The sequence below is a fragment of the Streptomyces sp. NPDC060000 genome, from assembly GCF_042737375.1.
Classification (GTDB): Bacteria; Actinomycetota; Actinomycetes; order Streptomycetales; family Streptomycetaceae; genus Streptomyces.
The window spans coordinates 17,555-42,547 of sequence record NZ_JBHWUU010000029.1 but is presented as its reverse complement, the minus strand read 5'-3'; the positions used below and the strand labels follow the sequence as shown (position 1 = coordinate 42,547).

23 protein-coding genes are annotated in these 24,993 nt (G+C 72.9%); 11 read left to right on the top strand and 12 right to left on the bottom strand.

The genetic code is table 11. From position 1 onward, the window contains the following. Positions 1-271: 271 nt before the first annotated feature. Together ACFWBB_RS17445 and ACFWBB_RS17440 are read left to right on the top strand one after the other, a co-directional pair. Positions 272-2,938: a cellulose binding domain-containing protein gene (locus ACFWBB_RS17445; protein ID WP_385272418.1), complete on the top strand. Its 2,667-nt coding sequence runs from the start codon at positions 272-274 to the stop codon at positions 2,936-2,938. Between the two features lie 107 nt (positions 2,939-3,045). Then, positions 3,046-3,387 carry a hypothetical protein gene (locus ACFWBB_RS17440; RefSeq protein ID WP_385272415.1) on the top strand — a complete coding sequence of 114 codons (342 nt, stop codon included), beginning with the start codon at positions 3,046-3,048 and terminating at the stop codon, positions 3,385-3,387. Between the two features lie 70 nt (positions 3,388-3,457). Here the strand turns inward: ACFWBB_RS17440 and ACFWBB_RS17435 are convergent, their stop codons facing one another. Continuing rightward, a complete protein-coding gene (locus ACFWBB_RS17435; RefSeq protein ID WP_385272532.1) occupies positions 3,458-5,317 on the bottom strand; it encodes a rhamnogalacturonan lyase in 1,860 nt (619 codons plus the stop codon). A gap of 147 nt (positions 5,318-5,464) precedes the next feature. After that, positions 5,465-6,433, bottom strand: coding sequence for a helix-turn-helix transcriptional regulator (locus ACFWBB_RS17430; protein WP_385272412.1), 969 nt, complete (start codon positions 6,431-6,433; stop codon positions 5,465-5,467). A gap of 100 nt (positions 6,434-6,533) precedes the next feature. Between ACFWBB_RS17430 and ACFWBB_RS17425 the strand changes: the two genes are divergently transcribed. Both ACFWBB_RS17425 and ACFWBB_RS17420 read left to right on the top strand, forming a co-directional pair. Then, positions 6,534-7,025, top strand: a complete 492-nt coding sequence (locus ACFWBB_RS17425; RefSeq protein WP_385272529.1) for a hypothetical protein — start codon at positions 6,534-6,536, stop codon at positions 7,023-7,025. Continuing rightward, positions 7,022-7,546, top strand: coding sequence for a hypothetical protein (locus tag ACFWBB_RS17420; protein ID WP_385272409.1), 525 nt, complete (start codon positions 7,022-7,024; stop codon positions 7,544-7,546). Before ACFWBB_RS17425 ends, ACFWBB_RS17420 begins: the two co-directional genes overlap by 4 nt. Here ACFWBB_RS17420 and ACFWBB_RS17415 read toward each other — a convergent pair. The 3 genes from ACFWBB_RS17415 to ACFWBB_RS17405 all read right to left on the bottom strand — a co-directional run bounded on the left by ACFWBB_RS17415 (position 7,494) and on the right by ACFWBB_RS17405 (position 9,894). Beyond that, complete coding sequence (locus ACFWBB_RS17415) at positions 7,494-8,258, bottom strand: class I SAM-dependent methyltransferase (RefSeq protein ID WP_385272406.1); 765 nt, start codon at positions 8,256-8,258, stop codon at positions 7,494-7,496. The genes ACFWBB_RS17420 and ACFWBB_RS17415 overlap by 53 nt on opposite strands. 172 nt (positions 8,259-8,430) lie before the next feature. Then, the gene (locus ACFWBB_RS17410) at positions 8,431-8,736 is read right to left on the bottom strand and encodes a 4a-hydroxytetrahydrobiopterin dehydratase (RefSeq protein ID WP_385272403.1); all 306 of its coding nucleotides are present in this window, start codon (positions 8,734-8,736) and stop codon (positions 8,431-8,433) included. Positions 8,737-8,823: 87 nt separating this feature from the next. After that, on the bottom strand, positions 8,824-9,894 hold the full coding sequence (locus ACFWBB_RS17405; RefSeq protein WP_385272400.1) for an ADP-ribosylglycohydrolase family protein: 1,071 nt from the start codon (positions 9,892-9,894) through the stop codon (positions 8,824-8,826). A gap of 29 nt (positions 9,895-9,923) precedes the next feature. On the opposite strand from ACFWBB_RS17405, the gene ACFWBB_RS17400 reads away from it, so the two are divergent. From ACFWBB_RS17400 to ACFWBB_RS17380, 5 genes are all read left to right on the top strand, one after another. After that, a complete protein-coding gene (locus tag ACFWBB_RS17400; RefSeq protein WP_385272397.1) occupies positions 9,924-10,772 on the top strand; it encodes a helix-turn-helix domain-containing protein in 849 nt (282 codons plus the stop codon). Between the two features lie 109 nt (positions 10,773-10,881). Continuing rightward, complete coding sequence (locus ACFWBB_RS17395; protein ID WP_385272394.1) at positions 10,882-11,745, top strand: helix-turn-helix domain-containing protein; 864 nt, start codon at positions 10,882-10,884, stop codon at positions 11,743-11,745. Positions 11,746-11,808: 63 nt separating this feature from the next. Beyond that, a complete protein-coding gene (locus ACFWBB_RS17390; RefSeq protein ID WP_385272391.1) occupies positions 11,809-12,636 on the top strand; it encodes an SAM-dependent methyltransferase in 828 nt (275 codons plus the stop codon). 139 nt (positions 12,637-12,775) lie between these two features. Next, the gene (locus ACFWBB_RS17385; RefSeq protein WP_385272388.1) at positions 12,776-14,566 is read left to right on the top strand and encodes a right-handed parallel beta-helix repeat-containing protein; all 1,791 of its coding nucleotides are present in this window, start codon (positions 12,776-12,778) and stop codon (positions 14,564-14,566) included. Beyond that, positions 14,563-14,970 carry a hypothetical protein gene (locus tag ACFWBB_RS17380; protein WP_385272385.1) on the top strand — a complete coding sequence of 136 codons (408 nt, stop codon included), beginning with the start codon at positions 14,563-14,565 and terminating at the stop codon, positions 14,968-14,970. Before ACFWBB_RS17385 ends, ACFWBB_RS17380 begins: the two co-directional genes overlap by 4 nt. 149 nt (positions 14,971-15,119) lie before the next feature. Here ACFWBB_RS17380 and ACFWBB_RS17375 read toward each other — a convergent pair whose 3' ends face one another. The 3 genes from ACFWBB_RS17375 to ACFWBB_RS17365 form a co-directional block, all read right to left on the bottom strand. Next, on the bottom strand, positions 15,120-15,545 hold the full coding sequence (locus ACFWBB_RS17375; RefSeq protein WP_385272382.1) for an OsmC family protein: 426 nt from the start codon (positions 15,543-15,545) through the stop codon (positions 15,120-15,122). Between the two features lie 195 nt (positions 15,546-15,740). After that, positions 15,741-17,861: a phage holin family protein gene (locus ACFWBB_RS17370; protein WP_385272379.1), complete on the bottom strand. Its 2,121-nt coding sequence runs from the start codon at positions 17,859-17,861 to the stop codon at positions 15,741-15,743. Positions 17,862-17,944: 83 nt separating this feature from the next. Then, the gene (locus ACFWBB_RS17365; RefSeq protein ID WP_385272375.1) at positions 17,945-18,355 is read right to left on the bottom strand and encodes a hypothetical protein; all 411 of its coding nucleotides are present in this window, start codon (positions 18,353-18,355) and stop codon (positions 17,945-17,947) included. 84 nt (positions 18,356-18,439) lie between these two features. On the opposite strand from ACFWBB_RS17365, the gene ACFWBB_RS17360 reads away from it, so the two are divergent. Both ACFWBB_RS17360 and ACFWBB_RS17355 read left to right on the top strand, forming a co-directional pair. After that, entirely contained in the window at positions 18,440-19,213 is a 774-nt protein-coding gene (locus ACFWBB_RS17360; RefSeq protein WP_385272372.1) for an MBL fold metallo-hydrolase, read from the top strand. Continuing rightward, complete coding sequence (locus tag ACFWBB_RS17355; protein ID WP_385272369.1) at positions 19,210-19,839, top strand: DedA family protein; 630 nt, start codon at positions 19,210-19,212, stop codon at positions 19,837-19,839. Before ACFWBB_RS17360 ends, ACFWBB_RS17355 begins: the two co-directional genes overlap by 4 nt. A 175-nt stretch (positions 19,840-20,014) precedes the next feature. Here the strand turns inward: ACFWBB_RS17355 and ACFWBB_RS17350 are convergent, their stop codons facing one another. The 4 genes from ACFWBB_RS17350 to ACFWBB_RS17335 all read right to left on the bottom strand — a co-directional run bounded on the left by ACFWBB_RS17350 (position 20,015) and on the right by ACFWBB_RS17335 (position 24,758). Then, on the bottom strand, positions 20,015-21,073 hold the full coding sequence (locus ACFWBB_RS17350; RefSeq protein ID WP_385272366.1) for an MBL fold metallo-hydrolase: 1,059 nt from the start codon (positions 21,071-21,073) through the stop codon (positions 20,015-20,017). Next, positions 21,070-22,317, bottom strand: coding sequence for an aminotransferase class I/II-fold pyridoxal phosphate-dependent enzyme (locus tag ACFWBB_RS17345; RefSeq protein WP_385272363.1), 1,248 nt, complete (start codon positions 22,315-22,317; stop codon positions 21,070-21,072). The genes ACFWBB_RS17350 and ACFWBB_RS17345 overlap by 4 nt, the downstream gene beginning before the upstream one ends. A 739-nt stretch (positions 22,318-23,056) precedes the next feature. Continuing rightward, entirely contained in the window at positions 23,057-23,803 is a 747-nt protein-coding gene (locus ACFWBB_RS17340; protein ID WP_385272360.1) for a hypothetical protein, read from the bottom strand. A gap of 160 nt (positions 23,804-23,963) precedes the next feature. After that, positions 23,964-24,758: an RNA polymerase sigma factor SigF gene (locus ACFWBB_RS17335; protein WP_385272357.1), complete on the bottom strand. Its 795-nt coding sequence runs from the start codon at positions 24,756-24,758 to the stop codon at positions 23,964-23,966. Positions 24,759-24,993: the final 235 nt, after the last annotated feature.

The window sequence follows — 24,993 nt, the reverse complement described above, 5'->3', positions numbered from 1 at the left end:
CGCGGGTCGGCGGTGTTCGTCTGCGGGCCGGATGTCGCCGGTCGCACAGTTCCCCGCGCTCCTGGTCGCCCTTCGGGGCTCCGGGGCACGGGGTGGCACCGCCTTCTCGCGGAACCGCTCGAGGCTTCGCGTACGTGGCCCCGTCACCGGACGACGGGGCCCTGGCCGGGCGGCCCCCACCCGCACTGGGGGCCGCCCGGCAGTCGCACGTCCCCGCCCCCCGCACCACCATCCCCCCGCACCCATGGCTTCGCGAGGAAGGACCCCCACCGTGCGAAGAACCCGGATCCTCACGGCCGTACTGGCGCTCGCCGCCGGCCTGATCGCGGGCAGCCCGCCCGTGCTGGCCGCCGACGGCAGCCCGAGGACGACACTGGCCGCAGAGTCGTACACCTGGAAGAACGCCCGGATCGACGGCGGCGGCTTCGTGCCCGGCATCGTCTTCAACCGCAAGGAGAAGAACCTCGCCTACGCCCGCACCGACATCGGCGGCGCGTACCGCTGGCAGGAGTCCGGCAAGACCTGGACTCCGCTGCTGGACTCGGTCGGCTGGGCGGACTGGGGGCACACGGGCGTGGTGAGCCTGGCCTCCGACTCCGTCGACCCGAACAAGGTGTACGCGGCGGTCGGCACCTACACCAACAGCTGGGACCCGGGCAACGGGGCCGTGCTGCGCTCCGCCGACCGGGGCGCGAGCTGGCAGAAGACGGATCTGCCCTTCAAGCTGGGCGGCAACATGCCCGGCCGCGGGATGGGCGAGCGCCTCGCGGTCGACCCGAACAGGAACAGCGTGCTGTATCTGGGCGCACCGAGCGGGAAGGGCCTGTGGCGGTCGACGGACTCGGGTGTCACCTGGTCGCAGGTGACGAACTTCCCGAACGTCGGCAACTACCAGCAGGATCCGACCGACACGAGCGGGTACGCCTCCGACAACCAGGGAATCGTGTGGGTCACGTTCGACGAATCCACGGGGACGTCCGGCGCCGCGACGAAGACGGTCTACGTCGGCGTGGCGGACAAGGACAACGCGGTGTACCGCTCGACGGACGCGGGCGCGACGTGGACACGGCTGGCCGGACAGCCGACGGGGTATCTGGCGCACAAGGGCGTGCTGGACAGCGTCAACGGCTACCTGTACCTCGCGTACAGCGACAGGGGCGGCCCGTACGACGGCGGCAAGGGCCGGCTGTGGCGGTACGCGACGGCCACCGGCACCTGGACGGACATCAGCCCGGTGGCGGAGGCCGACACCTACTACGGCTTCAGCGGGCTGACCGTCGACCGTCAGAAGCCCGGCACCGTCATGGCCACCGCGTACAGTTCCTGGTGGCCGGACACCCAGATCTTCCGCTCGACGGACAGCGGCGGCACCTGGACGAAGGCGTGGGACTACACCTCGTATCCCACCCGTGCGAACCGGTACACGATGGACGTCTCGTCCTCGCCCTGGCTGACCTGGGGCGCGAACCCGTCGCCTCCGGAGCAGACGCCCAAACTCGGTTGGATGACCGAGTCGTTGGAGATCGACCCGTTCAACTCCAGCCGCATGATGTACGGCACCGGCGCGACGATCTACGGCACGGAGAACCTGGCCGCCTGGGACAGCGGGGGCCAGTTCACCATCAGGCCGATGGTGCAGGGGCTGGAGGAGACCGCGGTTCTGGACATCGCCTCTCCGCCGTCCGGCGCTCCGCTGCTCAGCGCGCTGGGCGACATCGGCGGCTTCCGCCACACGGACCTGACGAAGGTGCCGTCGATGATGTTCACCGCCCCGAACCTCACGACGACGACGAGCCTGGACTACGCCGAGACGAACCCGAACACCGTGGTCCGGGTCGGGAACCTCGACTCGGGACCGCATGTGGCGTTCTCGACTGACAACGGCGCCAACTGGTTCGCGGGGACGGACCCTTCGGGGGTCAGCGGTGGCGGGACGGTGGCCTCGGCGGCTGACGGCAGCCGCTTCGTGTGGAGCCCGGCGGGCACCGGCGTGCAGTACACCACCGGTTTCGGTACCTCGTGGCAGGCGTCGAGCGGGATCCCGTCCGGTGCGGTCGTCGAGTCCGACCGGGTCGACCCCAAGACCTTCTACGGGTTCAAGTCGGGTAAGTTCTACGTGAGTTCGGACGGCGGAGCGACCTTCACCGGTTCCGCGGCGACCGGTCTGCCGAGCGGGGACAGCGTGCGGTTCAAGGCGCTGCCGGGCACGAAGGGCGACGTCTGGCTGGCGGGCGGGGCGAGTGACGGGGCGTACGGGCTCTGGCACTCCACCGACTCCGGGGCGACCTTCACGAAGCTGCCGGGCGTCGAGCAGGCCGACACGATCGGGTTCGGCAAGGCGGCTACGGGAGCGTCGTACCAGACCCTGTACACCAGCGCGAAGATCGCCGGGGTCCGCGGCATCTTCCGTTCGACGGACAAGGGCGCGACCTGGACCCGCGTCAACGACGACGCCCATCAGTGGGGTTGGACGGGCGCGGCGATCACGGGCGACCCGAGGGTGTACGGGCGGGTGTACGTCTCGACGAACGGCCGGGGTGTCGTCTACGGCGACACCTCCGACGCGAGCGGCGGGGACGGAGGCGGGGGAACCGACCCCACGCCGCCCACCCCGACGGGCGCCTGCGCGGTGACGTACACGATCACCAACCAGTGGTCGGGCGGCTTCCAGGCGGACGTCAGGCTCGCCAACACCGGCACGAGCGCCTGGTCCGGCTGGAGCCTCGCCTGGGCCTTCCCGAGCGGCCAGACCGTCTCCCAGCTGTGGAACGCCGACTACACCCAGTCGGGTTCGACGGTGACGGCGAGGAACGTCGGCTGGAACGCCAACGTGGCGGCCGGCTCGTCCGTGAGCTTCGGCTTCACGGGGAGTTGGTCGGGGTCGAACCCGAAGCCGAGCGCGTTCAGGCTGGGTGATCGGAGCTGCACCGTGGGGTGAGCCCGGCCCCGGCCAACCGGATGGTCCCGTTCAGCACCACCGCCCGTTTTCTCGCTCATACGATCGATCCTGCCTCCACCGGGAGGCAGGATCGTGGGGAGTGGAACATGGGAGTGTCCAGACGTGCCCTGCTGGGCTATTCGGGTTCGGCGGCGGCAGGCGCGGTCATCGCGTCCGCCGGCCCGGCCCAGGCCGAGGGGGCCGAAGTCGCCGAACAGGCCTCCGAGTCGACCCCGGAGTGGATAGGAGGCGCCGAGTTCCGCGGTACCACCCCGCCGGGCCCGGAGGATGGCCACATCATCGCGTCCTTCAGCATCGACCTGATGTCCTCGCCGACGGCGCAGGACGTCACCGCGCTGGATGTCGCCAACGCCATCAACGCGCTGATCACCTCCCGCGGTTGGCCCGCCATGCAGTTCTACGGGACCGTGCGCAAGGCCCTGAACTGACCGGCCGTACGACGCGAGGAGGCCCCGTCCCCTTGAATTCGCCCTTCGGGCGGGGCCTCCTCGCGCCCTGTCAGGGGGTGTAGACCGTCGGCCTGGGCGCCGTCGCCATCCCGTTGCCGAGGAAGTAACTCGGGTGCGGGGGCTGGTTGTAGGCGGTGTTCTGCCAGGCCAGTCCCGTGCGGTACATCGTGTCGTGGAGCAGCGTCGTGATGCGTGTCGTCGTCTCGTACGGCGTCGAGTAGACGCGCAGGGCCGTGTTGTCGCTGGTCGGCCAGATGACCTCCTCGCGCCAGTCGCCGAGGATGTCGCCGGACAGCGACGGGGTGGCCTTGGTGCCGTTGTCGGAGTGGACGCCCGAGCCGGTCAGCAGCCGGGTGTCCGAGGACGGGCCGTACTTGTCGATGTGGGTGCCGTCGAGGAGCTCGCGGACGGGGTCGGCGTCCCACCAGGAGAGGAAGTTGACGGAGGACGGTTCCCGGCCCTTCGTCGCGCCCGCCTCGTCCCGGATCGAGCTGTCGGAGGCCGACCAGACCTCGGCGCCGTCGTTGCCCGCCCAGATGTCACCGGCGACTCCGCGGCCGTTGTCGCAGCAGGCCGCGAGCTGCCAGTCGACCGCCCCTGTGGCCGGGTCGATGTACAGCTCGGCGGGCTGGCCCGTCCCCTCCGAGACCTTGAAGTACTCGAGGCCGGCGTGCGACGGGTCGAGGTCGCCGAGGTGCTGGGCGTCGCCGTGTCCCGTCTTCGTCGTCCACAGGCCGCTGCCGTTGTCGTCGACCGCCATCGCGCCGTAGACGATCTCGTCCTTGCCGTCGCCGTCGACGTCCCCGACGGACAGGCTGTGCGAGCCCTGGCCGTCGTAGCCCTTGCCGGTGTTGGTGGAGGAGTTGGTGTCGAAGGTCCAGCGGCGGGTGAAGGCGCCGCCCCGCCAGTCCCAGGCGGCGATCACCGTGCGCGTGTAGTAGCCGCGCGCCATGATCAGGGAGGGACGGGAACCGTCCAGGTAGGCGGTGCCCGCGAGGAAGCGGTCGACGCGGTTGCCGTAGGAGTCGCCCCAGGACGAGACCGTGCCGCGGGCCGGGACGTAGTCGACGGACTGCATCGCCTTGCCGCTCTGGCCGTTGAACATGGTCAGGTACTCGGGGCCTGACAGTACGTAGCCGCTGGAGTTGCGGTGGTCGGCGGTGGAACTGCCGATCACCGCTCCTGTGCCGTCCACCGTGCCGTCAGCGGTCTTCATGGCGATCTCGGCCCTGCCGTCGCCGTCGTAGTCGTACACCTGGAACTGCGTGTAGTGGGCGCCGGAGCGGATGTTGCGGCCGAGGTCGACACGCCACAGGCGGGTGCCGTCGAGCTTGACGCCGTCGACGATCGTGTTGCCGGTGTATCCCGACTGGGAGTTGTCCTTCGCGTTCGTCGGCTGCCACTTCAGGACGATGTCCAGGGCGCCGTCGCCGTCCAGGTCGCCGACGGAGGCGTCGTTGGCCTCGTAGGTGTAGGCGACACCGTCCGGGGTCGTGCCGCCGGCCGGCGGGGTGAGGGGCACGTCCTTGTATCCGGTGCGGAACTGGACCGCGTGGACGGAGTCGGCCTGTTCGACGCCGTTCACGAGGGCGCGGACCGTGTAGTCGGCCTGCGCCGGGGCGCCGGAGTGGAAGTAGTTCGTCGAGCCGGTGACCGGGGCCGGGTTGACCTTCGTGCCGGCCCGGTAGACGTTGAAGGAGACGCTGTCGGGGTCGGTGCCGAGCCAGCGCCAGCTGACCAGGTTGCCGCTGTCGGTGTGCACGCTGACGACGCCCCGGTCGAGGGCCTCCACCTGGCGGGCGGTTGCGGCGACGGGGGCCGCTCCCGCGCGAGTGAGGCCGAGCGTGAGGGACGTGCCGGTGCCGAGCGCGGTCGGTCCGGCGCCGACCAGGGCCGTGACGGCGGCCAGCGCGGAGAGGACGGCCCTTCGCCTGCGGCGCTTGCGCGGAGGGGGATCCGCGTGCGGGTGAGGCTCCGGGTGCGGACGGGTATGCGGGTGCGGTTGCGGGTGCTGCACGGGACGTACCTCCTGGGAGGGACGGATGTGTTCCGCCTCTCAGTTGCCGCCGCGGACAGGCGAGTTGCCGTACAGCGCGGCCAGTTCTGTCACCGTCCGGGCGATCCGCTCACGCAGTTCCGGCGGCTGGAGCACCTCGATGTCCGCGCCCAGGCGCAGGAATTCGGCGTGGGCGTGCTCGACGGACTCGATGGGGACCCTGGCCACCGTCCAGCCGTCCGGCCCGGCGGGTCCGTCTTGTCGCACCGCACGGGCGAGGGCCACCCCCGGCGCCAGTCGCACCACCGCCTCCGCCCTGTCCTGGTACAACCGCTGGTGGAAACCCCGTTGGTACGCCGTCCAGTGGGCGGCCAGGTCGAAGTCGTCGGGCCGGGTGAACCCCTCGTCGGAAGAGGCGAGTTCGAGGATCTGGTCGACGCGGAAGGTACGCGGGCCGGGGCCGGCGACGACGTACCAGCGTCCCGCCTTCAGGACCAGGCCGTAGGGCTCGAGCCGGCGTTCGACGTCGGTGGGCTCCCGCCAGCGGCGGTATTCGATGTGCAGGATCTTGTTGTTCCACACCGCGTCGGCGACCGCCGGCAGATACGGCACCTCGTCAGTCCCCGCGTCCGTGTACCAGCCGGGCGCGTCCAGGTGGAAGCGGCCGCTGATCCGGTCCGCGTGCACCCTGAGTTCCGGCGGCAGCGCGGCACGCACCTTGAGCTGCGCGGCGGCGAGGACCGGACCGAGGCCCAGTTGGGCGGCGGGACCGGGGACCCCGGCGAGGAACAAGGCCTCCGCCTCGTCGGCGGTCAGGCCCGTCAGGCGGGTGCGGTATCCGTCGAGCAGGCGGTAGCCGCCGGCATGACCGGCGTCGCCGTACAGCGGGACGCCCGCCGCGCCCAGTGCCTCCACATCCCGGTAGACGGTACGCACCGACACCTCCAGCTCCTCCGCGAGCTGGGCGGCGGTCATCCGGCCCCGGGTCTGGAGCAGCAGCAGGATCGACACGAGTCGGCTGGACTTCACTGACACAGGATGTCAGTGAAGTCGGCCTAGCGTCCTGCCCATGACCTCTGTTTCCCACGATCCTCGTCGTCCCCCCGCCCTCTCCTCCACCTCCTCCTCCATGCCCCCGTTCGCGGAGAAGCTGCTGACGGTGCACCCGCCGATCGAGGTGGCGGGACGGTGGATCAAGCGCTACCACGTCACCTCCGACCCGGCGGGCATCGCACCAGAGGTGCAGCGGGCGGCGTACGCGATCCTTCCCGAGCTGCTGCCGGCGCCGGACGGGACGCCGCCCGCCACCTTCGTCGTACTGCACCGGGGTGGCGACGACGGCGCCTACCTCAACGCCTACAGCTGGGTGTGGGACAACGTCCTGCACTTCCGGGGCGCGGCCGCGGGCCAGCCGGTGCTCGACTGCCCGGACGGCGACCCGAGCCACTTCGTCACGACCGACCGGCCCTGGATCGGCTGCGTCTGGGAGCTGCCGCCGATCCTGCACGAACGGGACGCGTGGGTACGGCACGTACTGGCCCGCCGCGCTCCCGAAGTCCCCGATGTCGATGCCTACTTGACCGATTCCCTGGCCGAGGGAACGACGGGAGACCGCTCATGAGCAGCGCGCACGACTTCGACTTCCTCCACGGTGCGTGGGAGGTCCGCCACCGTCGGCGCACCGAGTTCCTCGACCCCGACAGCGACTGGGAGGAGTTCCCGTCCACGGCCCGCTGCCGGCCGCTGTTCGACGGGGCCGCGAACATCGACGAGATCGACATGCCGCACCTCGGCACGAAGGGGCTGACGCTGAGGCTCTTCGACCCGGAGAGCGGTCAGTGGTCGCTGAACTGGTCGTCCAGCAGGAGCGGAAGGCTGTTCCCACCGGTGATCGGCAGTTTCGGCGACGCCGACGAACAGCACGGCGGCCGACGCGACCGCGGTGAGTTCTATGGCGACGACACGCACGACGGCAAGGACGTGCGGGCCCGGTTCGTCTGGTCGGGGGTGTGCGACACCTCCGCCCGCTGGGAGCAGGCCTTCTCACTGGACGACGGGGAGACCTGGCTGACCAACTGGATCATGGACTTCACTCGCCCGGAAGCGGACCGGGAACCGGTTTCCGGAACGCCCTCAGGGTGAACGCGGGGTCCGGGCGGGGCCGGTCCTGGTCGGGCAGGGCCGCGAGGCGGTCGGCGAAGTCGTCGGCCAGGGGGTCACCGGGCGGCAGCGTGACGAACCAGCCGCGCCGCAGGTCGGTGACGGCCCGGCGCGGGCTGCGGCCCTGGCCCCGCCCGGCGAAACCGGCCCGCCCGGCCGGGACCAGCCCGGCTTCCACGGCGTACGCCTCCACCAGCGCCGCGGTGTCGGAGGCCGGCCGGTGCGGGCGCGCGGACAGCACGACATCGATGTCGCTGCCCACGTTGTGGGAGGCGCCCTTGTCGACGGTGGTGACGTACACGCCGCCGGGCCGCAGCACCCGGGCGCACTCGGCGACGATCCGCCGCGCGTCCGCGGCGTCCTCGACGAGGTGCAACAGCCACACGCTGCTCACTGCGTCGAACTCCCCTTCCCGGAAGGGGAGTCGGCGGCCGTCGGCGAGGATGACCGCTCCGGGCAGCCGGGCGGCGGCATGCCGGGCCATGGCGGGCGACCGGTCCAGGCCCGTCACCCGCAGTCCGGGCCGGCCGGCCACCAGGCGCCGGGTGACGATGCCCGTGCCGCAGGCCACGTCCAGCAGGCCGCGTGCCCGGTCCGGCACGAGACCGAGGACGCCCTCCGCGGCAGCCGCCGCCCTGGGCTCGCCGCCGCGCCAGGCGTCGTAGCGTTCGGCTTCCTCGTCGTAGTCCAGCACCCGCGCTCCCCGTTCCTCGACCGCCGCACCCCTGCTCGTACAGTTCCGCGTCGCCCGTGCGGTCCGCCCCGCCCGTGCGGTCCGCCCCGCGCGTGCGGCCCGCCCCGCCCGTACCGTCCTCCCCCTCCCCCTCCCTCTCCGTCCGACGAGTAGGCGCGGGTCGGCGCGGGCGTCAGCGCGCCCCGTGCGCGGGGGCCACGGCCTCCACCCGGCGGGCGAGTTCCACGTCGAGGTCGGTGACGGCGTCGCCCGCGCTGTGGGTGTTCACGGCGAGGGCCACCGAGTGGTAGCCGAGGGTGAGCTCCGAGTGGTGATTCAGCTCCTCCTGGATCCGCGCCACGTGGACGACCAGGGAGGTCGCGGCGAAGTGGGAGTCGAGCCGGTAGGAGCGGGTGAGGCGGCCGTCGTCCAGGGACCAGCCGGGCAGCTCGGACAGTCGCTCCTCGATCTCCTTTTGCGACAGCGGTTCGACGGCCATGGCACGGCTCCCTTCCTGGTGTCGCGTACCTGTCCAGCGTGCCACAGGAAAGCCGTGGCGGCCCTGGTCAGAAGGGTTCCGTCCGGCTCAGTCGCGGAGGAGTTCGGCGGCCAGGTCGTCCGCCAGCGCGGCGATCACGGCCCGGCCCTCCACCTGCTCCAGCCACTCGTGCGGGAGCCCGGCGTCGCCGTGCCGCGCGCCCAGGATGTTGCCGCAGATGGAGCCCGTGGAGTCGCTGTCGCCGGAGTGGTTCACGGACAGGAGCAGCGCGTCCTCGGCCCGGTGTGCGGCCAGAGCCGCGTAGACCCCGATGGCGAGGGCCTCCTCGGCGACCCAGCCGGCACCCAGTGTCTCCACCTTCTCGGGGCTCGGGTCGCCCTCGGCCGCCAGGTCCAGAGCCTGGTTGAGGGCGGCCGAGGTCTCCTCGTGGCCGGGGTGGCGGCCGAGCAGCCGCAGGGTGCGCAGGGCCGCGGCCTCGACGGACTCCCCCCGCATCAGGTACGCCACGATCGCGGCCAGCGCCCCGGCCGCGTAGTAGCCGGTCGGGTGGCCGTGGGTCGTCTGGGCGCAGCGGGCCGCCATGGCGAAGGCGTGGTCGGCGCGGGAGTGGGCGAGACCGAAGGGCGCGGAGCGCATCACGGTGCCGCAGCCCTTGGAGCCGGGGTTGACCGGCCCGGGCGCGCCGCGCAGCTCGGCCCAGGGGTCGGGAACGTGGTTCTGGGCGAGCCCGGACAGGCAGGCGTTGCCGGGGGCGCGGCGGGCGTACAGCCAGCGCTCGGCGAGGAGACCGCCCGTGACCCCGTCGGCCGGTCCCGGCCGCTGCTGGGTCTGGAGCCAGCGTCCGTACGCCTCGCGCACCAGGGCGGTCTCCGCCCCGTCGATGCCCTTGAGCCGGGCCCGCCTGGCGGCCGTACGCAGGCCCTCGACGGTGAACAGGGTCATCTGGGTGTCGTCGCTGACGCGGCCGACCACGCCCTCTTCGCCGGGGACGAGCCCGGTCAGGCCCCTCGGTCCGTGGGCCGCGCGGATGCGGTCGAGGGAGGAGAACTCGACCGCGTAGCCGAGTGCGTCACCGAGTGCCCCGCCGAGGAGACAGCCGCGTACCCGGGCGCGGTACACCGCCGTCGACTCCAGGGAAGACTTCCGCCGGTCGTTCATCCAAGCGCTCCTCAACTACGGTCGTGCGTATGACTATTGTCGGGACCGGTACGGGCACCACCTCCGCCACCCCCGCCGACCGGGGCGCCGGCCCGCTGCTGCGGGACTGGCGGGAGCGGCGGCGGATGAGCCAGCTGGAGCTTGCGCTGCGCGCCGACTCCTCGGCCCGGCACATCAGTTTCGTCGAGACGGGCCGGTCCCGGCCCAGCGAGGAGATGGTGCTGCGGCTCGCCGAGCACCTCGACGTGCCCGTGCGCGAGCGCAACGCGCTGCTCCTGGCCGCCGGTTACGCACCGCGTTACCCGCAGACTCCGCTGGACGACCCGGCGCTGGACGCGCTGCGCGCGGGCCTGGAACGGCTGCTCCAGGGTTACGAGCCGTATCCGGCGCTGGTGATGGACGCGCGCTACGACGTGGTGGCGGCCAACCGCGGGATCGCGATGCTGCTGGACGGGGTTTCCGAGTCGTTGCTGGAGCCCCCGCTCAACGCGATGCGCCTCACCCTCCACCCGCGGGGCCTCGCACCGCGCATCCGCAACCTGCGGGAGTGGCGCGGTCACCTGCTCGCGCAGATGGAGCGGCAGATCGCCCTGTACCGCTCGGCGCCACTGCGGGAGTTGTACGAGGAGGTCGCCGCGTACCCGGTGACCGAAGGCGGGGCGGGGACCGGAAGCGGCCCGGCGGACGAACCGGCTGATCCTGTGCCGCACTTCGCGCTGCCGATGCGGATCGAGCACGAGGGGCGGGTCCTGTCCTTCATCTCGTCCGTCTCCACCTTCAACACCCCCATGGACGTGACCGTCGCCGAGCTGGCCATCGAGACGTTCCTCCCCGCGGACCCCGCCACGGTCAAGTACCTGCACACGCTGTTGAGCTGAGGAATCCCCGGGCGGCGATTCAGCTGAACGTCCGACTCCGTTCCGGTGGCAACGCGGCCGGAACGTGACACACTGGCCCGCGTGCCTCGACGCGTAGGGGAGACGTGGGGTGAGTGAGCGACGGCCCGCACCCACGGTGGGCCAGGTGGTACTGGGCAGGCGGCTCCAGGAGTTGCGTGAGGCGGCCGGCCTCGGCCGCGAGGATGCGGCCCGCGCCCTGCGCGTGGCCCCAGCGACCGTGCGGCGCATGGAAACGGCCGACGTCGGGCTGAAGGTCCCCTATGTGCAGGTGCTGCTGGAGGCGTACGGCGTCTCCGAGGAGGAGACCGAGGCGTTCGTCTCGCTCACCGAGGAGGCGAACCGGCCCGGCTGGTGGCAGCGCTACCACGACGTGCTGCCGGAGTGGTTCAGCCTGTACGTGAGCCTGGAGGGCGCGGCCCGGCTGATCCGCTCCTACGAACCACACTTCGTGCCCGGGCTGCTCCAGACGGAGGCCTATGCGCGCGCCGTGCTGGAGGCCGGGACCGTCGGGCAGACCACGCCGGAGTCGATCGAGCGGCACGTGTCCCTGCGGCTGGCGCGTCAGCGGCTGCTGGAGAGCGACGACCCGCCCCACCTGTGGGTGGTGATGGACGAGACGGTGCTGCGCCGCCCGGTCAGCGTGGACGCCGGCGTGATGTCCGAACAACTCGACAGGCTGATGGAGTTCGTCGAGCGCGACCGGATCACCCTGCAGGTCTCCGAGTTCGCCGCCGGCCCGCATCCGGGGACGTCCGCGCCGTTCTCCCTGTTCCGTTTCGCCGAGCCCGAACTGCCCGACATGGTCGTCACGGAGTATCTGACCGGCGCTCTGTACCTCGACGACCGCAAGGAGGTCTCCGCGCACCTGGAGGTCCTCGACCACATGACGACGCACGCCGCGTCCGCGCATCACACCAAGAAGATCCTGCGGGACGCCCGCGGCAGCCTCTGAGCACGCCCCGTCACCCCGAGCTTCGTCCTGGCTCGCACCCGACCTCAAGAGGAGCAGACCCGCATGACCGGATCCGAGGCCGAGCAGGTATCCGCGTCCGCCCGCATCGACACCAGCAGGCCGCACCCGGCCCGCGTCTACGACTGGTGGCTGGGCGGCAAGGACAACTACCCCGTGGACGAGGAACTGGCCCGCAGGATCCTGGCCGTGGACGGCACGGTGCTGCGCGGGGCGCGGGCCAACCGCCGGTTCATGCAGCGGGCCGTCCGCACGGCCGCCGAGGCCGGGATACGCCAGTTCCTGGACATCGGCACCGGCATCCCCACCCAGCCCAACCTGCACCAGGTGGCGCAGGGCGTGGCCCCGGAGTCCAAGGTCGTGTACGCGGACAACGACCCGATCGTGCTGCGGCACGCGGAGGCCCTGCTGCACGGCTCGGCGGAGGGCTCCACCCGGTATGTGCACGCCGACGTCCGCGATCTCGACACGCTGCTGCACCGGGCCGCCGACACCCTGGACCTCACGCGGCCGGTCGCGCTGTCGCTCGTGGCGCTCACTCACTACCTGAGCGACGACCCGGCGGGCGACGACGTGTACGGCCTGCTGAAGAAGTACGTCGCCGCACTCGCACCGGGCAGCCTGCTGATCCTCTCCCAGGTCACCCCCGACCTGAACCCGGAGGCCATCGGTAAGGCCGCCGAGAACTTCCGGCGCAGCGGCACCCCCTTCCACCCGCGTTCGCTGGCGGAGTTCGCCCGCTTCTTCGAGGGCCTGGAGCTGCTCGGGCCGGGCGTGATCCCGGTCTCCGGCTGGCGGCCGGACCCGGAGGACGTGGCGGTCCAGGCGGAGGGCATCGTGCCGGTGTACGCGGGAGTCGCCCACAAACCCTAGAGCCGGCATCGCGTCACGCCCGTCGGGAGGTCCGGTGAAGGCCCCTGCTCGCACACCCGACGCGGCCGTACCGCTCCGGTAGCATCGGTGACCGCGAGTCAACGATGCTTCACGGGCGGGCACTGCGGGGGAAGCGGGCATGGTCAAGAGGTACGTGGTCGCGCCGCAGGGAGGTCGTGGCGCTTACCCCGACATCGGGTCCGCGCTGCGCGCCGCGAGTGCGCGGGGCCGGGCCGCCCGGGTGGAGATCGCCCCGGGGCACTACGAGGAGACGCTGACCGTCCGGGGCGACATCGAGCTGGCCGCGCTCGGTGACGCCGGTTCCGTGGTGGTGAGCCGGCCCCGGGGCACCGTACTCGACGTGTCGGCGGGGTCGGTCGTGGTGCGCGGTCTCGTACTGGTCGGCCGTGACGCGGACGCGGGTGTCGTCGACTGCCACGCGGGAACCCTCACCCTCGACCGGGTGGCGATCCGGGCACACGACGGGGTCTGTGCGCATGCCAAACCGGGCACGTCCGTGACGCTGACGGACAGCGAGTTCCGGTACGGCCGTACCGTCTTCGCCGGTTCCACCGGGTACGTCGAGCGGTGCCGGTTCACCGACGCCGCCGACAACGCGCTCGCGGTCATCGAGAGCGCCCGGGTCACGGTCCGGGACAGCCGGATCGACGGCACCCGCATCCACGGCGTGCGCGTCAGCGACGCCTGGGCCCATCTCGCCGGGTGCCACGTCACCGGCACGGAGAAGGCGGCCGTCATGGCGGACACCCGGGCGGAGCTGACCGTCGAGGGGTGCATGGTCGAAGCCGTGGACATGGCGGGACTGGCTTTCATCGAGCAGTCCCGGGGCTCCGTGCGGGGCACGCGCGTCACCGACGCCGAGAACGGGATCCTGGTGGCGAGCGGCGCCGACCCCTCGGTGCGCGGCAGTGTGTTCGCCGACTGCCGTGACACCGGCATCCACGTCCAGGACTCGGGTCGTGGCACGTTCGAGGACTGCGAGATCCTCGGCGCGGGAAACGTCGCGGTGCTGTCGACCCGGGGCGGCGCCCCGCGTGTGAGCGGCTGCCGCGTCTCGGGAGGCAATGTCGGCGTCGCCGTCACCGAGAAGGCCAGAGGCCACTTCACCCGCGTCGACGTCCGCGACCTGACCGGCGTCGCACTGCGGGTCTGGGACGAGAGCAGGGCCGAGTTCACGCAGGTCCGCGTCGAGCGCTGCCCGTTCGGCCTGGAGACACGCGGCAACGGCGGCACGACGGCCGAACTCACCGACGCGAGGATCCTCGACTTCGACATGGCCGCCGTGGCCGCCGTCGGCCAGTCCCGGGTGTCGCTGAAAGGGGTGTCGGCGGAGCGCGGGCTGCTGGGGTTCGGCGCCGGCGAGGAGGCGCAGCTGCACGTGCGTGACAGCGCGGTCTCGGCCGTGAGCATCGGTGGGGCCCTGGTGTTCGGCACGGCGCGGCTCGTGGCGCGCAACCTCACCGTCACCGGCGCGGAGTCGTACGGCCTGTGCGGAACGGGCTCCGCGTATCTGGACGTCGCCGACAGCCGTTTCGACGACTGCGCGGCCACCGGCCTGCGCTTCGACGACGCGTGCGGCGGCCGGCTGGCGGACTGTGCCGTCACCGGGACGACGGGTGTGGCGGTGCAGCACAACGGCCGCGTCAAGCTGGTCTCGCTCAGTACGTCGCTGCCGGTCAGGGAGATCACGGAGCCGGCCCCGCCGCCCACGGTCGTCAACCACTACCACGGTCCGGTCTTCGTCGAGGCGGTCCACAGCGCCCAGTTGGCGTGGAACAACACCAACGTCGTTCAGCAGCAGGCCGGTCAGATCGACAACTGTGATCCGAGCGGCCGGAGCGATCACGACGGTCAGAGCGATCACAGCATCCAGAGCAGCCAGAGCGATCAGGACGGAGCCGGCCGATGAACGACCCGCAGCAGGTGCACCATCACGACGGTCCGGTGTTCAACGGAGGTGTGTCGAACTCCCAGTTCGCCTGGAACAACGAGACGGCCACCCAGAACCAGCAGCTCAACAACACGGTCGCCCCGGGACACGAGGCGCTCGCGACGCTGGTGACCGACCTGCTCCGGCAACTGCCCCGCGCCGGTCTCGGCGACCGTGAGCGCGAGGACGCCGAGAGCGCGGCGCAGGAGGTCCTCGCGGAGATCACCGGCCCGGAGTCTCCCGAGCCGGGCAGGCTCCGCCGCTCGGTGACCATGCTCAAGGGAGCCCTGGCACCCGTCGCGACCGGCCTCGTGGCCGGGACGGCGGTGGGAGCGCAGGAATGGGCCCAGTCGGCGATCAGAGGACTCACGGGACTCGGCTGAGAGCGGAGAGCCGGGCGGCCGTGTCGGCGTCGCTGTCCAGCAGCGCCTTGAGGTCCCGGGCGGGGGCCGGAGCGAGGGGCCGGGGGGCACGGCGGGGCGCGGGGGCCCGGTACCGGCTCCCGCACCCCGGACCCGGAGCGGTGGCGGGCTCAGGCGAGCTTGGCCGACAGGGTGATGGTCGTGCCGGTGAGGGCCTGGCTGACCGGGCAGTTCTTCTTGGCGTCCTCGGCGGCGGCGACGAACGCGTCGTTGTCGAGGCCCGGGACGGTGCCCTCCACCGTCAGGTGGATGCCGGTGATTCCCTCGCCCGGCTGGAAGGTGACGTCCGCGGAGGTGACGAGCTTGGTGGGCGGGGTGCCGGCGCCGGCCAGGCCGTGCGACAGCGCCATCGAGAAGCAGCTGGAGTGGGCGGCGGCGATCAGCTCCTCCGGGCTGGTCCTGCCGTTCGCCTGCTCGGCTCGCGACGGCCACGACACCGGCTGCCGGCCGATGCCGGAGGAGTCGAAGTTCACGACCCCGTTGCCCTCGAGCAGGTTGCCTTCCCAGACCGTGTGTGCGGAGCGCGTGGTGGCCACGGTTCTTCCTTTCGCATGGGGTTCTGCATGGGGTGCTGCTTGGGTTCTGCCTGCGGTTCCCGTCGGACGGGTTTCCGTACCCCATCCGATCACACTCCGCGTCGCCGCACCCGGAACACCGGCCGTCGGGGCTGTCCGTCGCCGGTCGCGGCCGTCACCGGGCCCGTCCGGCGGCGCCGCCTCGACGCTCCGTGCTCAGGCGGCGTGTTCCTCCGGTGCCGTCCCGAGCGGTATCTGGGGCCCGTTGGACTCGCGCAGCCAGCGGCGCAGGACGCGGTGCACGTGCTCCGCGCCGACCAGTTCCTCGTCGTCCTCGACGGGTGCGGACAGCCCGAGCGGGGACAGCAGGAACGGTCTGCCCTGGGCGCCGCCGAGGCCGCCGTGGGAGCCGATCTGCTCCTCGAAGGCGAGGACCTCGCCGTCGGCCGGGTCGTGGAAGGAGTTGACCATGATGTCGGCGGTGTGCGGGAAGGCGTGGGTGCGGCGCACCGCGTCGGCGGCGCCGGGCCCGAACGCGGCCAACGGGCCGGGCCTGCGGTCGAGTTCGGCCAACGGGATCTCCGCACCGAACGGGCCGAGGACGACCCCGCCGTGCTCCTCGCTGCGGACGAGGAGGAAGCCGACGCCGGGGTGGTCGGCGAGAGTGGTCAGCAGGCCGGGGTGGCGGGCGTCGATCTCCTCCTTGCTCATCCGGTGCGGCACGTCCGGGAAGGAGATCAGGCCGAGGTTGCCGGAGGCCAGCACGACCGGCTCCGAGCGGCGGCCGGACCGGCCGTAACGTTCGCCGCCCTCCTCGACGGGCCGGCGCAGCGCCGCCCGGACGGCCGCCCTGGCCTCGGCGCCGCTGTGGGTGCGTTCGGCTCTGCGCGGCACGGGCAGCCCGCAGCCGGCCCGCACCAGGTCGCCGAGGGTGAGGCCGTAGCGGGCGTGGAACGTTTCGCCCGGGCTCTGGCCGTGGTCGGACAGGACGACGATCCGGTACGGGCGGGGGGCGTGCTCGGCGACGTTCTCGAGCAGCGCCAATGCCCGGTCGAGGCGGCCCAGGACCTGCTCGGTGTCCCGGCCGAGCGGCCCGGAGTGGTGCGCGACCTCGTCGTACGCCACCAGGTCGGCGTAGACGGCGGTGCGGCCGGCGAGCATGTCGCCCGTCACGGCGGCCACCACGACGTCGCGCTCGACGACGGTCGCGAAGGCACGGACGAAGGGGTAGAGACCGCCCCGTCCGACGCGCGGGCGTTCCTTGCGCAGCCGGGCCCGGGTGGACTGGACTGTCTCGCGGACCACCTCGGCGACGAACGACAGGGCGGTACGCACGGCGTTGGCCGGGTCGGAGAAGTAGGCGAAGTAGCCGGCCCGGGACCGGGTCTCCCGGCTGCGCCGGCGGGTGGCGATGGACAGCACGAGGGCCTGTTCGTCGGCGCCGCCGCTGAAGAGGTTGCCGCGGCTGGCGCCGTCGGCGGACAGCAGCCCGCCGTCACCGGTGCGCTCGACCGCCCGGCGCTGGAGTTCGGCGGCGCTGGTGGGACGGTTGCAGACCATCACCTCCCCGGTGTCCTTCTCGTACCAGCGGAAGGCGGGCACGTCGTGGTTGCTGCCGTGCAGGATGCCGAGCTGGCTGGCGCCGGTCTGGCTGGACCAGTCGGTGCGCCAGGAGGTGAGCCGGTGGCTCGGGCGGGGGCTTCCCGCCCGGCCCCATATGCGGCCGGGTACGCGGCCCGTTTCCGGGACGGTGCCCAGCCACTTGGCGACGGTCGGCATCAGCCCCTTGCGCACCGCGAGCGAGAGCACGTCGTGGCCGACGCCGTCGAGCTGGAGGAAGACGGTGCCGGGGGTCGCGGGGCAGGCGGGGCCACCTCTTCGGCGGCGGTCGGCCAGCCGGTACAGACGGCGGCGGTAGGCGTCGTCGTCGCGGACGGCCAGGGCGCCGCCCGTCGCGGAGGCGACGGCCGACATCACGGCGGCGACGATGACGGCGGTCTCGGGGGCCGCCTCGCTCTGCCCGGAGGGGTTCAGACGCAGGGCGAGCAGTAGCAGCGAGCCGTTGAGGAAGAACACCAGCAGACCGAGGACCAGTGCCGGGACGAGCAGCAGCAGACGCACCAGCAGGGGCCAGGCCACGGCCGACAGCACACCGAAGACCCCGGCGCCGACGGCGGCGGTCATGGCGATGGTGGTGCCGCTGTCGCCGTCGGCGGACTGCAGCCGGAAGTCGGGCAGGATCCCCGCGAGCACCAGCATGGTGAGCGTGGAGACCGCCCACACCGCGACGCTCCGCCCGACCTGACTGACGGCCCGCCGCCAACGCACCCCACGCACGCCCCGTACACCTCACGTTCCGGCCCCGACGCCCGCGGCGACCGCCTTCACCCTGTCATACCGGGGTGACGGGCACCCCGGGACTACCGCCCGTCGTAGCCGGCCGTCGGCATCGACAGCCGGCGGTGCACCCGGGCCTTCATCTGGGCGTCGTAGGCGGGCTCGGCGCTGCCGACCGTCTCCACCCGCACGCCCCGCCGCGCGCACTCCGCGGAGAACTCCTCCACGGAGGACAGCGCGCTCTCCAGCACCCGGCGGCTGGGGGCGACGAACAGATCGACGCCGGCCCGGACCCCGTCCCACAGCACGCAGTGGTCGGGGCGCAGCCCGCGCACCAGGAGTTCCCGGCCGACGACGTAGCCGCGCTCCGCGGCCCACCGCGCGCACATCGCGTGCTGGCTGCGGGAATCGACCAGGAAGGGATCGTCGTCCAGTTCCTCGAGCGGCGTCAGACTCGCGATCGCCGTGACCCGCATGACCCGCACCGGTCCCATGGCGTCCCCCTCACCTCCGGGTTTCGCCGCCGACCATACTCCTGCCCGTAGGCTTCGGGGGAGTCGCTCGAAGGAGGCAAAGAGGTGGCGGTGGAGATCACGTGGTGGGGGCACGCCACCTGCACGGTCGAGGATTCGGATGTACGTGTGCTCACCGATCCCCTGTTCGCCCGCAGGCTCGCGCATCTGCGCCGGCGCCGGGGCGCGCTGCCCCCGCCCGGCGCCTGGCGCGCGGACGTGGCGCTCGTCTCCCACCTGCACGCCGACCATCTGCATGTGCCCTCGCTGGCGCGCCTTGCGCCGGGCACGCGCCTGCTGGTGCCCCGGGGCGCGCCGCGCGCCGTGCCCGGCCTGCGCCGCCTGCGGCATCTGCGGCTGAGCGAGATGGCGCCGGGCGACGAGACCACCGTCGCCGGAGTGCGGATACGGGCCGTGCCCGCGCACCACGACGGGCGGCGGCTGCCGGTCGGACGGCACCGCTCCCCCGCGCTCGGGTACGTCGTCGAGGGCGAGGCCAGGACGTACTTCGCCGGGGACACCGGCCTGTTCGAGGACATGGCCAAGAAGGTCGGGCCGGTCGACGTGGCGTTGCTGCCCGTGGGCGGCTGGGGGCCGTATCTCGGCGAAGGGCACCTGGACGCGGGACGCGCGGCCGAGGCGCTGGCCCGGCTGGCGCCGCGCAGCGCGGTGCCGGTGCACTACGGCACGTACTGGCCGATCGGGATGGACGCCGTGCGCCCCCATGAATTCCATGCTCCCGGCGAGGAGTTCGTGAGGTTCGCGGCGGAACGGGCGCCGGACGTGGCGGTGCACCGGCTCGGGCACGGGGAGAGCGTGCGCCCGGAGGTCTCACGGTGAAGTGGTGGCTCGCCACGGCCGTGACGGTCCTGCCGACACAGTCCACGCAGCAGGCCCTCGGCTATCCGTCGCTCTTTCTGCTGGTGCTGATCGGGGCGCTGGTGCCGGTGGTGCCGACGGGGGCGCTGGTGAGTTCGGCGGCGGTGGTCGCCGTCCATCAGACGGTGCCGTACGCGCTGGCCACGGTGTTCCTGACGGCGTCCCTCGCGGCGTTCTGCGGGGACGCGGCGCTGTACTGGCTGGGGCGGCGCGGAATGCGGTCGAAGAACGGCTCGCGCTGGCTGGAGGCGATCCGCTCGCGGGCGCCCGAGGAGCGGCTGGAGCAGGCGCAGGGCAAACTGGCCGACCACGGCACGACCGTGCTGGTGCTGTCCCGGCTGGTGCCGGCCGGCCGGATACCGGTGATGCTGGCCTGTCTGATGGCGGACTGGCCGCTGCGCCGCTTCGCGCGGGGCAATCTTCCGGCGTGTCTGGCCTGGGCGGTGACCTACCAGCTGATCGGGATACTCGGCGGCTCGCTGTTCCCCGAGCCCTGGGAAGGCGTGGTCGCCGCGATCGCGCTGACCGTGCTGATCGGCGCGGCCCCGAGTCTGTGGCGCCGGGTCCGGGGAACCAGGGCCGCCTAGCCCGGCCCCCGTGGCGGTACGGCTGCCGTGCCGCGACGGGATCCGGTCCCGGTGTGGCAACGGGGCCGGCCGTACAGCTCAGGCGCGGTGCTGCTCCTGTACTCGTGCTGCTCCAGTACTCGTGTTGCTCCAGTACTCGTGTTGCTCCAGCACTCGTGCTGCTCCACTGCTCCTGTTACTCCAGTACTCGTGAGCCTCCCACCGGCAGGTCCCACAGGTCGTCGCGATCCAGCCCCGCCTTCTGCCAGGCGGCACGCACGCGCGTGAGGGGTTCGAGGACGGGCTCGGCGGACAGCACGAACGTGCCCCAGTGCATCGGGGCCATGCGGCGCGCACCGAGGTCGAGGGTGGCGCGGACCGCCTCCTCCGGGTCGCAGTGGACGTCACTGAGCCACCAGCGGGGGTCGTAGGCGCCGATGGGCAACAGGGCGAGGTCAATGCCGGGGTAGCGCCGGCCGATGCGGGAGAACCAGTGGCCGTAGCCCGTGTCCCCGGCGAAGTAGAGGCGCTGTCCGTCGGGCGCGGTGAGCACCCAGCCGCCCCAGAGGGAGTGACAGGTGTCGGTGAGGGACCGCTTGGACCAGTGGTGGGACGGCACGAAGTCGAAGCGCACACCGGACAGTTCGGCCGCCTCCCACCAGTCGAGCTCGGTGACTTGGGTGAACCGCCGGCGCAGGAACCAGCGTCCGAGCCCGGCCGGCACGAACACGGGTGTGTCGCGCGGGAGTCGGCGCAGTGTCGGGGCGTCCAGATGGTCGTAGTGGTTGTGGCTGATGACGACCGCGTCGACGCGCGGCAACGCGTCCCAGGCAACGCCGACGGGGGTGATCCGGGCCGGGGTACCGAGGATCCGGCGGGACCAGACCGGGTCGGTCAGGACGGTGAGACCGCCGATGCCGATCACCCAACTGGCGTGCCCTGCCCAGGAGACGGCGACCGTGCGGGCGTCCACACGGGGCAGTGGGGCGGGCGCGAAGGGCAGCCGGGGAATGTCGGCGAGACCGTCCTTGCCGGGCCGCACGGAGCCCTCGCGGGCGAACCGGGCGAGGGCCTTGAGACCGGGCAGCGGTGAGGTCAGCCGGTCGTGGAAGGTCCGCGGCCACACCCGCCGCTCCCCCGGCGGGCGGGGCTCGGCGAGCGGCGGGACGGGCGGCGCGAGCGGGGACAGGGGGGCCGGGACGTCGGCGTCCTGGGTGGTCACCGTGCTGGTGGTCGACTCGGACTGCTGCGTCATCGAGGAGGCTCCCATCGCTGAGCGTCGTCACGGAGGTCGTCGAAGACCGACCTCAGAAGCATCAACGCGCGTTGCACGTGTGGCAGTTCCAGCGGCGCGGGTGCCGTGAGGCATTGCGCGCGCTGCGCGTCCGTACCGTCCAGCAGCATTCCGGTGGACAGCCGGACGCGCAGTGCCCCGAGGTCGTCCCCGAACCGGTGGCCGCCCGGCGCGGGCATACCGAGCCGGGCGGAGAGGAAGTCCTCCAGGTCCTGGGCGTCGCCGACATCGTGCGCGGCGAGCGCGGTGCGCAGCGGGTCGAGGTCGGCGTACAGGTGACGGCCGGCCCGGGGCGGGAGGGCGAGGCCGCCCGCCCCGACCACGGTGGCGTGCACGGCGTCCGCCACGCGTGCGTGCAGGCGTACGGCGGCGGCCACGCGCGCGGTGACCGGCTCGGGCTCGGTCAGGGCGTACGCGGCCGCGGCGGCGACCGGTGCGGCCACCCGCGCGCCGAGCGCGGTCAGCACGTCGAGCACACGCGCGTGCAGGGCGTCGCCGGTGGCCGAGGCGGGGAACCGGGCGACGGCCGCCGGCCAGCCGGTGGGCAGCAGCGCGCCGGCGAGGTCACTGACGACGGTGACCTGTTCCGGCAGCAGCTCGGCGGGGCCCACCAGCACGTTGTCGCGCGGGGCGTGCAGCGTGTCCCGCCAGGTCTCGTCGCTGACCAGGTGCAGGCCCTCGCCCGCGGCGGCCTCCACCGCCTCGTGCAGCACCTCCGGCGGCGCGACGGTCGCGGTGGGGTCGTCGGCGACGGACAGCACCAGCAGCCGCGGGTCCCCGCCCTCGGCGCGCACCCGGCGCACCGTCTCCAGCAGGGCGTAGGGGTCCGGAACGCCGCCGCACTCGGCGGGAGTGGGCACGTGGAAGACGGGTCTTCCCAACAGACGGGCGTACGGCGCCCACCAGGCCGCGCAGGGGCGGGGCACCAGGACGTCGCCGCCGAGTGCGGCGGTCAGCGCGAGCAGCAGTGCGGGGGCGCCCGGTCCGGCGACGACCCGCCCGGGCCCGACGGGGGTGCCGCGCCGCTCCCAGTAGCCGTGGGCGGCGTCGAGGAGGGCGGGACCGCCGCCGACCGGCTCAGCGTCGGCGCGGCCGGCGGCCCCGGCGAGCACCGAGACGAGTTCGGGCAGCACCGGCAGCGCGTCCGTGGGCAGCGGCGGGCCGTACCGGACGGGCCCGTGGTCCTCCGCTGCCGTCCGCCGCATGTGCTCCTCCGCGCAGTCCGTCCCTGGTGCTGTGCCTTGTCCCTTGCCGGGTGCTGTGTCTTGTCCGGTGCCGGGTGCTGTGTCCTGTCCGGTGCCGGGTGCTGTGCCTTTGTGCTGTGCCTGGCCCGGCGCCTCGTGCCGTGCCTTGTGCCGTGCCGGGTGCTGTACTTGACTCCGTGTCTCGTGCCGTGCCGGGTGCTGTGCCTGACTCCGTGTCTCGTGCCGTGCCTGGTGCTGTGCCCTGTGCCGTGCCCGGTGCCGTCCGTGATGCTGTGCCTTACCCCGTGCCTGGTGCTGCACCCCGTGCCTGGTGCTGCGACCGAGGCCCTGTGTCGTACCGGCCGCCCGGACCACCTCGTGATCCCTGTCTGCCTGACGTCCCGTGCGGGGCGGGCGGGAACCGGCCGCCCGTACGGGACCTGACGCTCGTGCGAGGCGGATCGTGCCCCAGGGATCTGAGTACCCCGTGGGACCTCACCCCATGGCCGCCTCCTCGAGTAGCGCCGGTCACAACGCGGGCCTGCCCGGCCTCCGGCAGGTTCGTTGCCTCCGGAGGGGCCGGCGTACCCCGCAGGGCCGGTGCCGCAGGCAGGGCCAGTGCCCCGGGGAGGATCCGCGCCCCCGCCGGAGTCGGCGCCCCGCGGCGGGAGCAGCGCCCTCGGCGGAAGCAGTGCCCCTGGCCGGAGCAGCGCCCCGGGCGGGATCGGTGCCGCCGCCAGGATCAGCGCCCCGGGCGGGTTCAGGCGCCGTCCTCCCGGTCCCGGCGGCGCAGCCGGTGCACGGCGGCGCCGAGCGCGCCGGCGATCAGCAGGCCCCCGGCGGCCAGCGCGGGAACGGAGTCGGTGAAGGCACCGCCCTCACCGGCCTGGACGCCGTGACCGACGGTGGCGGGGGCGCAGCCGGGGTCATGGGACGCGGCGGCGCGGGCCTGCGGCTCGGGTGGGGCGCACGGCGGAACGGTGCGGCATGCCTCGGCGTGGCCCGGGGCGGTGCCCTGCGCCTGCGGACACGGTCGGCCGGTGCCGCAGGTCGCGGCGGACGCCGACCCGCACGGCTGGGTCTCGCCGTGCGAGACGTCCAGCGTCGCGCTCCACGGCCTGCCCTGTCCGCCGGGCGCCGCCGGGCAGGCTCCGTCGACCGTCCAGGCGGCGTCCGGTCCGACCGCGTCCGGGCTCACCTCGAGATCGGCGGCCGGCGCGATACGGGCGGTGCCCCGGTAGGCGCCCCCGGACTGCGCGTCGTCGGCGCCGGGAACCTTGCTGAGTTTGACGGTGCCTTCGGCGAAGGCCTGGGACGTGGCGTCGACGCTCTCGGGCGCGGCACCGCCGAGGGGGCCGCAGGAGACGGACACGGTGACGCTGCCGCCCGGGGCGACGGTGCCCGGGCTGACCTCCGCCGCCGGGTCCGCGGACGCGGCCGGAGCGACGGCGACCAGGACGGCACCGGCCGCGGCGAGGGCGGTGAGGAAGTGGGCGGTGCGACGCATGGGACGGTTCCTTCGGCCGACGACTGCGGGTCGGGGCGTTGTGCTGCCCCACGGCCATCAGAGCCCGAGGACCGTCCGGCCGCGCGCGGCCGGACGCCATTGGCGGGACGCGGACCCCCAACCGGGTGACCGCGGACCTCTTCGCCGCGGTGCGCCCCTCCTACGCCGCGTCCTTCAGAACCTGGTCCCGCAACCGGCTGCAGCACCGGTTGATCAGCCGGGACACATGCATCTGCGAGATGCCCAGCTGCTCGGCGATCCGGCTCTGCGTCATGTCCCCGAAGAACCGCATGTACAAGATCGCCCGCTCCCGTTCAGGCAGCGCGGCCAGCCGCAGCCTGACGGCCTCACGGTCGACGACCGTGTCCAGCGCCGGGTCCGCCGCCCCGAGCGCGTCGCTCAACGAGTACCCGTCCTCGCTGCCCGACAGCTCCGCGTCCAGGGACAGCGCGGTGAAGCTCTCCAGTGCCTCGATGCCGGTGCGGACGTCCTCCTCGCTGAGCTGTGCCTGCTCGGCGATCTCGGCGACGGTGGGCCGCCGCCCGGAGACGGTCCCGGCCAGGTCCTGGCCGGCGAAGCGCACACGGTTGCGCAGGTCCTGGACGCGCCGCGGCACGTGCAGGGCCCACATGTGGTCGCGGAAGTGCCGCTTGATCTCGCCGGTGACGGTGGGAACGGCGTAGCTCTCGAAGGCGTTCCCGAGTCCGGGGTCGTAGCGGTCGACGGCCTTGACCAGGCCGAGGGCGGCGACCTGACGCAGGTCGTCCAAGGACTCGCCGCGGCTGCGGAAGCGCCCCGCGAGGCGGTCGGCCATGGGCAGCCAGGCCTCGACGATCTGGGTGCGAAGCGTGTCGCGCTGGGGCCCCGGGGGCAGGGTCACCAGCCTGCGGAAGGCGCCGGCGGTGTCGGGGGCGTCGTCGTGCGGGTGGCGCTTCGCGTTCGCTCGGTACGGCATGGGGCGTGGCAACTCCCTGGGAAGTGCTTCGGATCGGCCGGTCACCGGGGGACGGCGACAGCGGCCCGACAGAGCCTGCCGGGGTCGCGAAGTCGCGGCCTCCCACGGACGTGCCTCCGGTCCGAAGCACTGTGACTGCGCCTGCCCAGGACCCCCGCCGCCAAACACCCGGCGAGGTTTTCCGGCGCTTTTGGCGGTCACCCGTCACGGGCGACGGCTCCACCCCGAGCCCGTG

Excerpts from the sequence above, each read along its gene's own strand:
- ACFWBB_RS17440 (WP_385272415.1), top strand. The coding sequence starts at position 3,046 with ATGGGAGTGTCCAGACGTGCCCTGCTGGGCTATTCGGGTTCGGCGGCG.
- ACFWBB_RS17425 (WP_385272529.1), top strand. The coding sequence starts at position 6,534 with ATGCCCCCGTTCGCGGAGAAGCTGCTGACGGTGCACCCGCCGATCGAG.
- ACFWBB_RS17420 (WP_385272409.1), top strand. The coding sequence starts at position 7,022 with ATGAGCAGCGCGCACGACTTCGACTTCCTCCACGGTGCGTGGGAGGTC.
- ACFWBB_RS17410 (WP_385272403.1), bottom strand. The coding sequence starts at position 8,736 with ATGGCCGTCGAACCGCTGTCGCAAAAGGAGATCGAGGAGCGACTGTCC.
- ACFWBB_RS17405 (WP_385272400.1), bottom strand. The coding sequence starts at position 9,894 with ATGAACGACCGGCGGAAGTCTTCCCTGGAGTCGACGGCGGTGTACCGC.
- ACFWBB_RS17400 (WP_385272397.1), top strand. The coding sequence starts at position 9,924 with ATGACTATTGTCGGGACCGGTACGGGCACCACCTCCGCCACCCCCGCC.
- ACFWBB_RS17390 (WP_385272391.1), top strand. The coding sequence starts at position 11,809 with ATGACCGGATCCGAGGCCGAGCAGGTATCCGCGTCCGCCCGCATCGAC.
- ACFWBB_RS17385 (WP_385272388.1), top strand. The coding sequence starts at position 12,776 with ATGGTCAAGAGGTACGTGGTCGCGCCGCAGGGAGGTCGTGGCGCTTAC.
- ACFWBB_RS17380 (WP_385272385.1), top strand. The coding sequence starts at position 14,563 with ATGAACGACCCGCAGCAGGTGCACCATCACGACGGTCCGGTGTTCAAC.
- ACFWBB_RS17365 (WP_385272375.1), bottom strand. The coding sequence starts at position 18,355 with ATGGGACCGGTGCGGGTCATGCGGGTCACGGCGATCGCGAGTCTGACG.
- ACFWBB_RS17350 (WP_385272366.1), bottom strand. The coding sequence starts at position 21,073 with ATGACGCAGCAGTCCGAGTCGACCACCAGCACGGTGACCACCCAGGAC.
- ACFWBB_RS17345 (WP_385272363.1), bottom strand. The coding sequence starts at position 22,317 with ATGCGGCGGACGGCAGCGGAGGACCACGGGCCCGTCCGGTACGGCCCG.
- ACFWBB_RS17340 (WP_385272360.1), bottom strand. The coding sequence starts at position 23,803 with ATGCGTCGCACCGCCCACTTCCTCACCGCCCTCGCCGCGGCCGGTGCC.
- ACFWBB_RS17335 (WP_385272357.1), bottom strand. The coding sequence starts at position 24,758 with ATGCCGTACCGAGCGAACGCGAAGCGCCACCCGCACGACGACGCCCCC.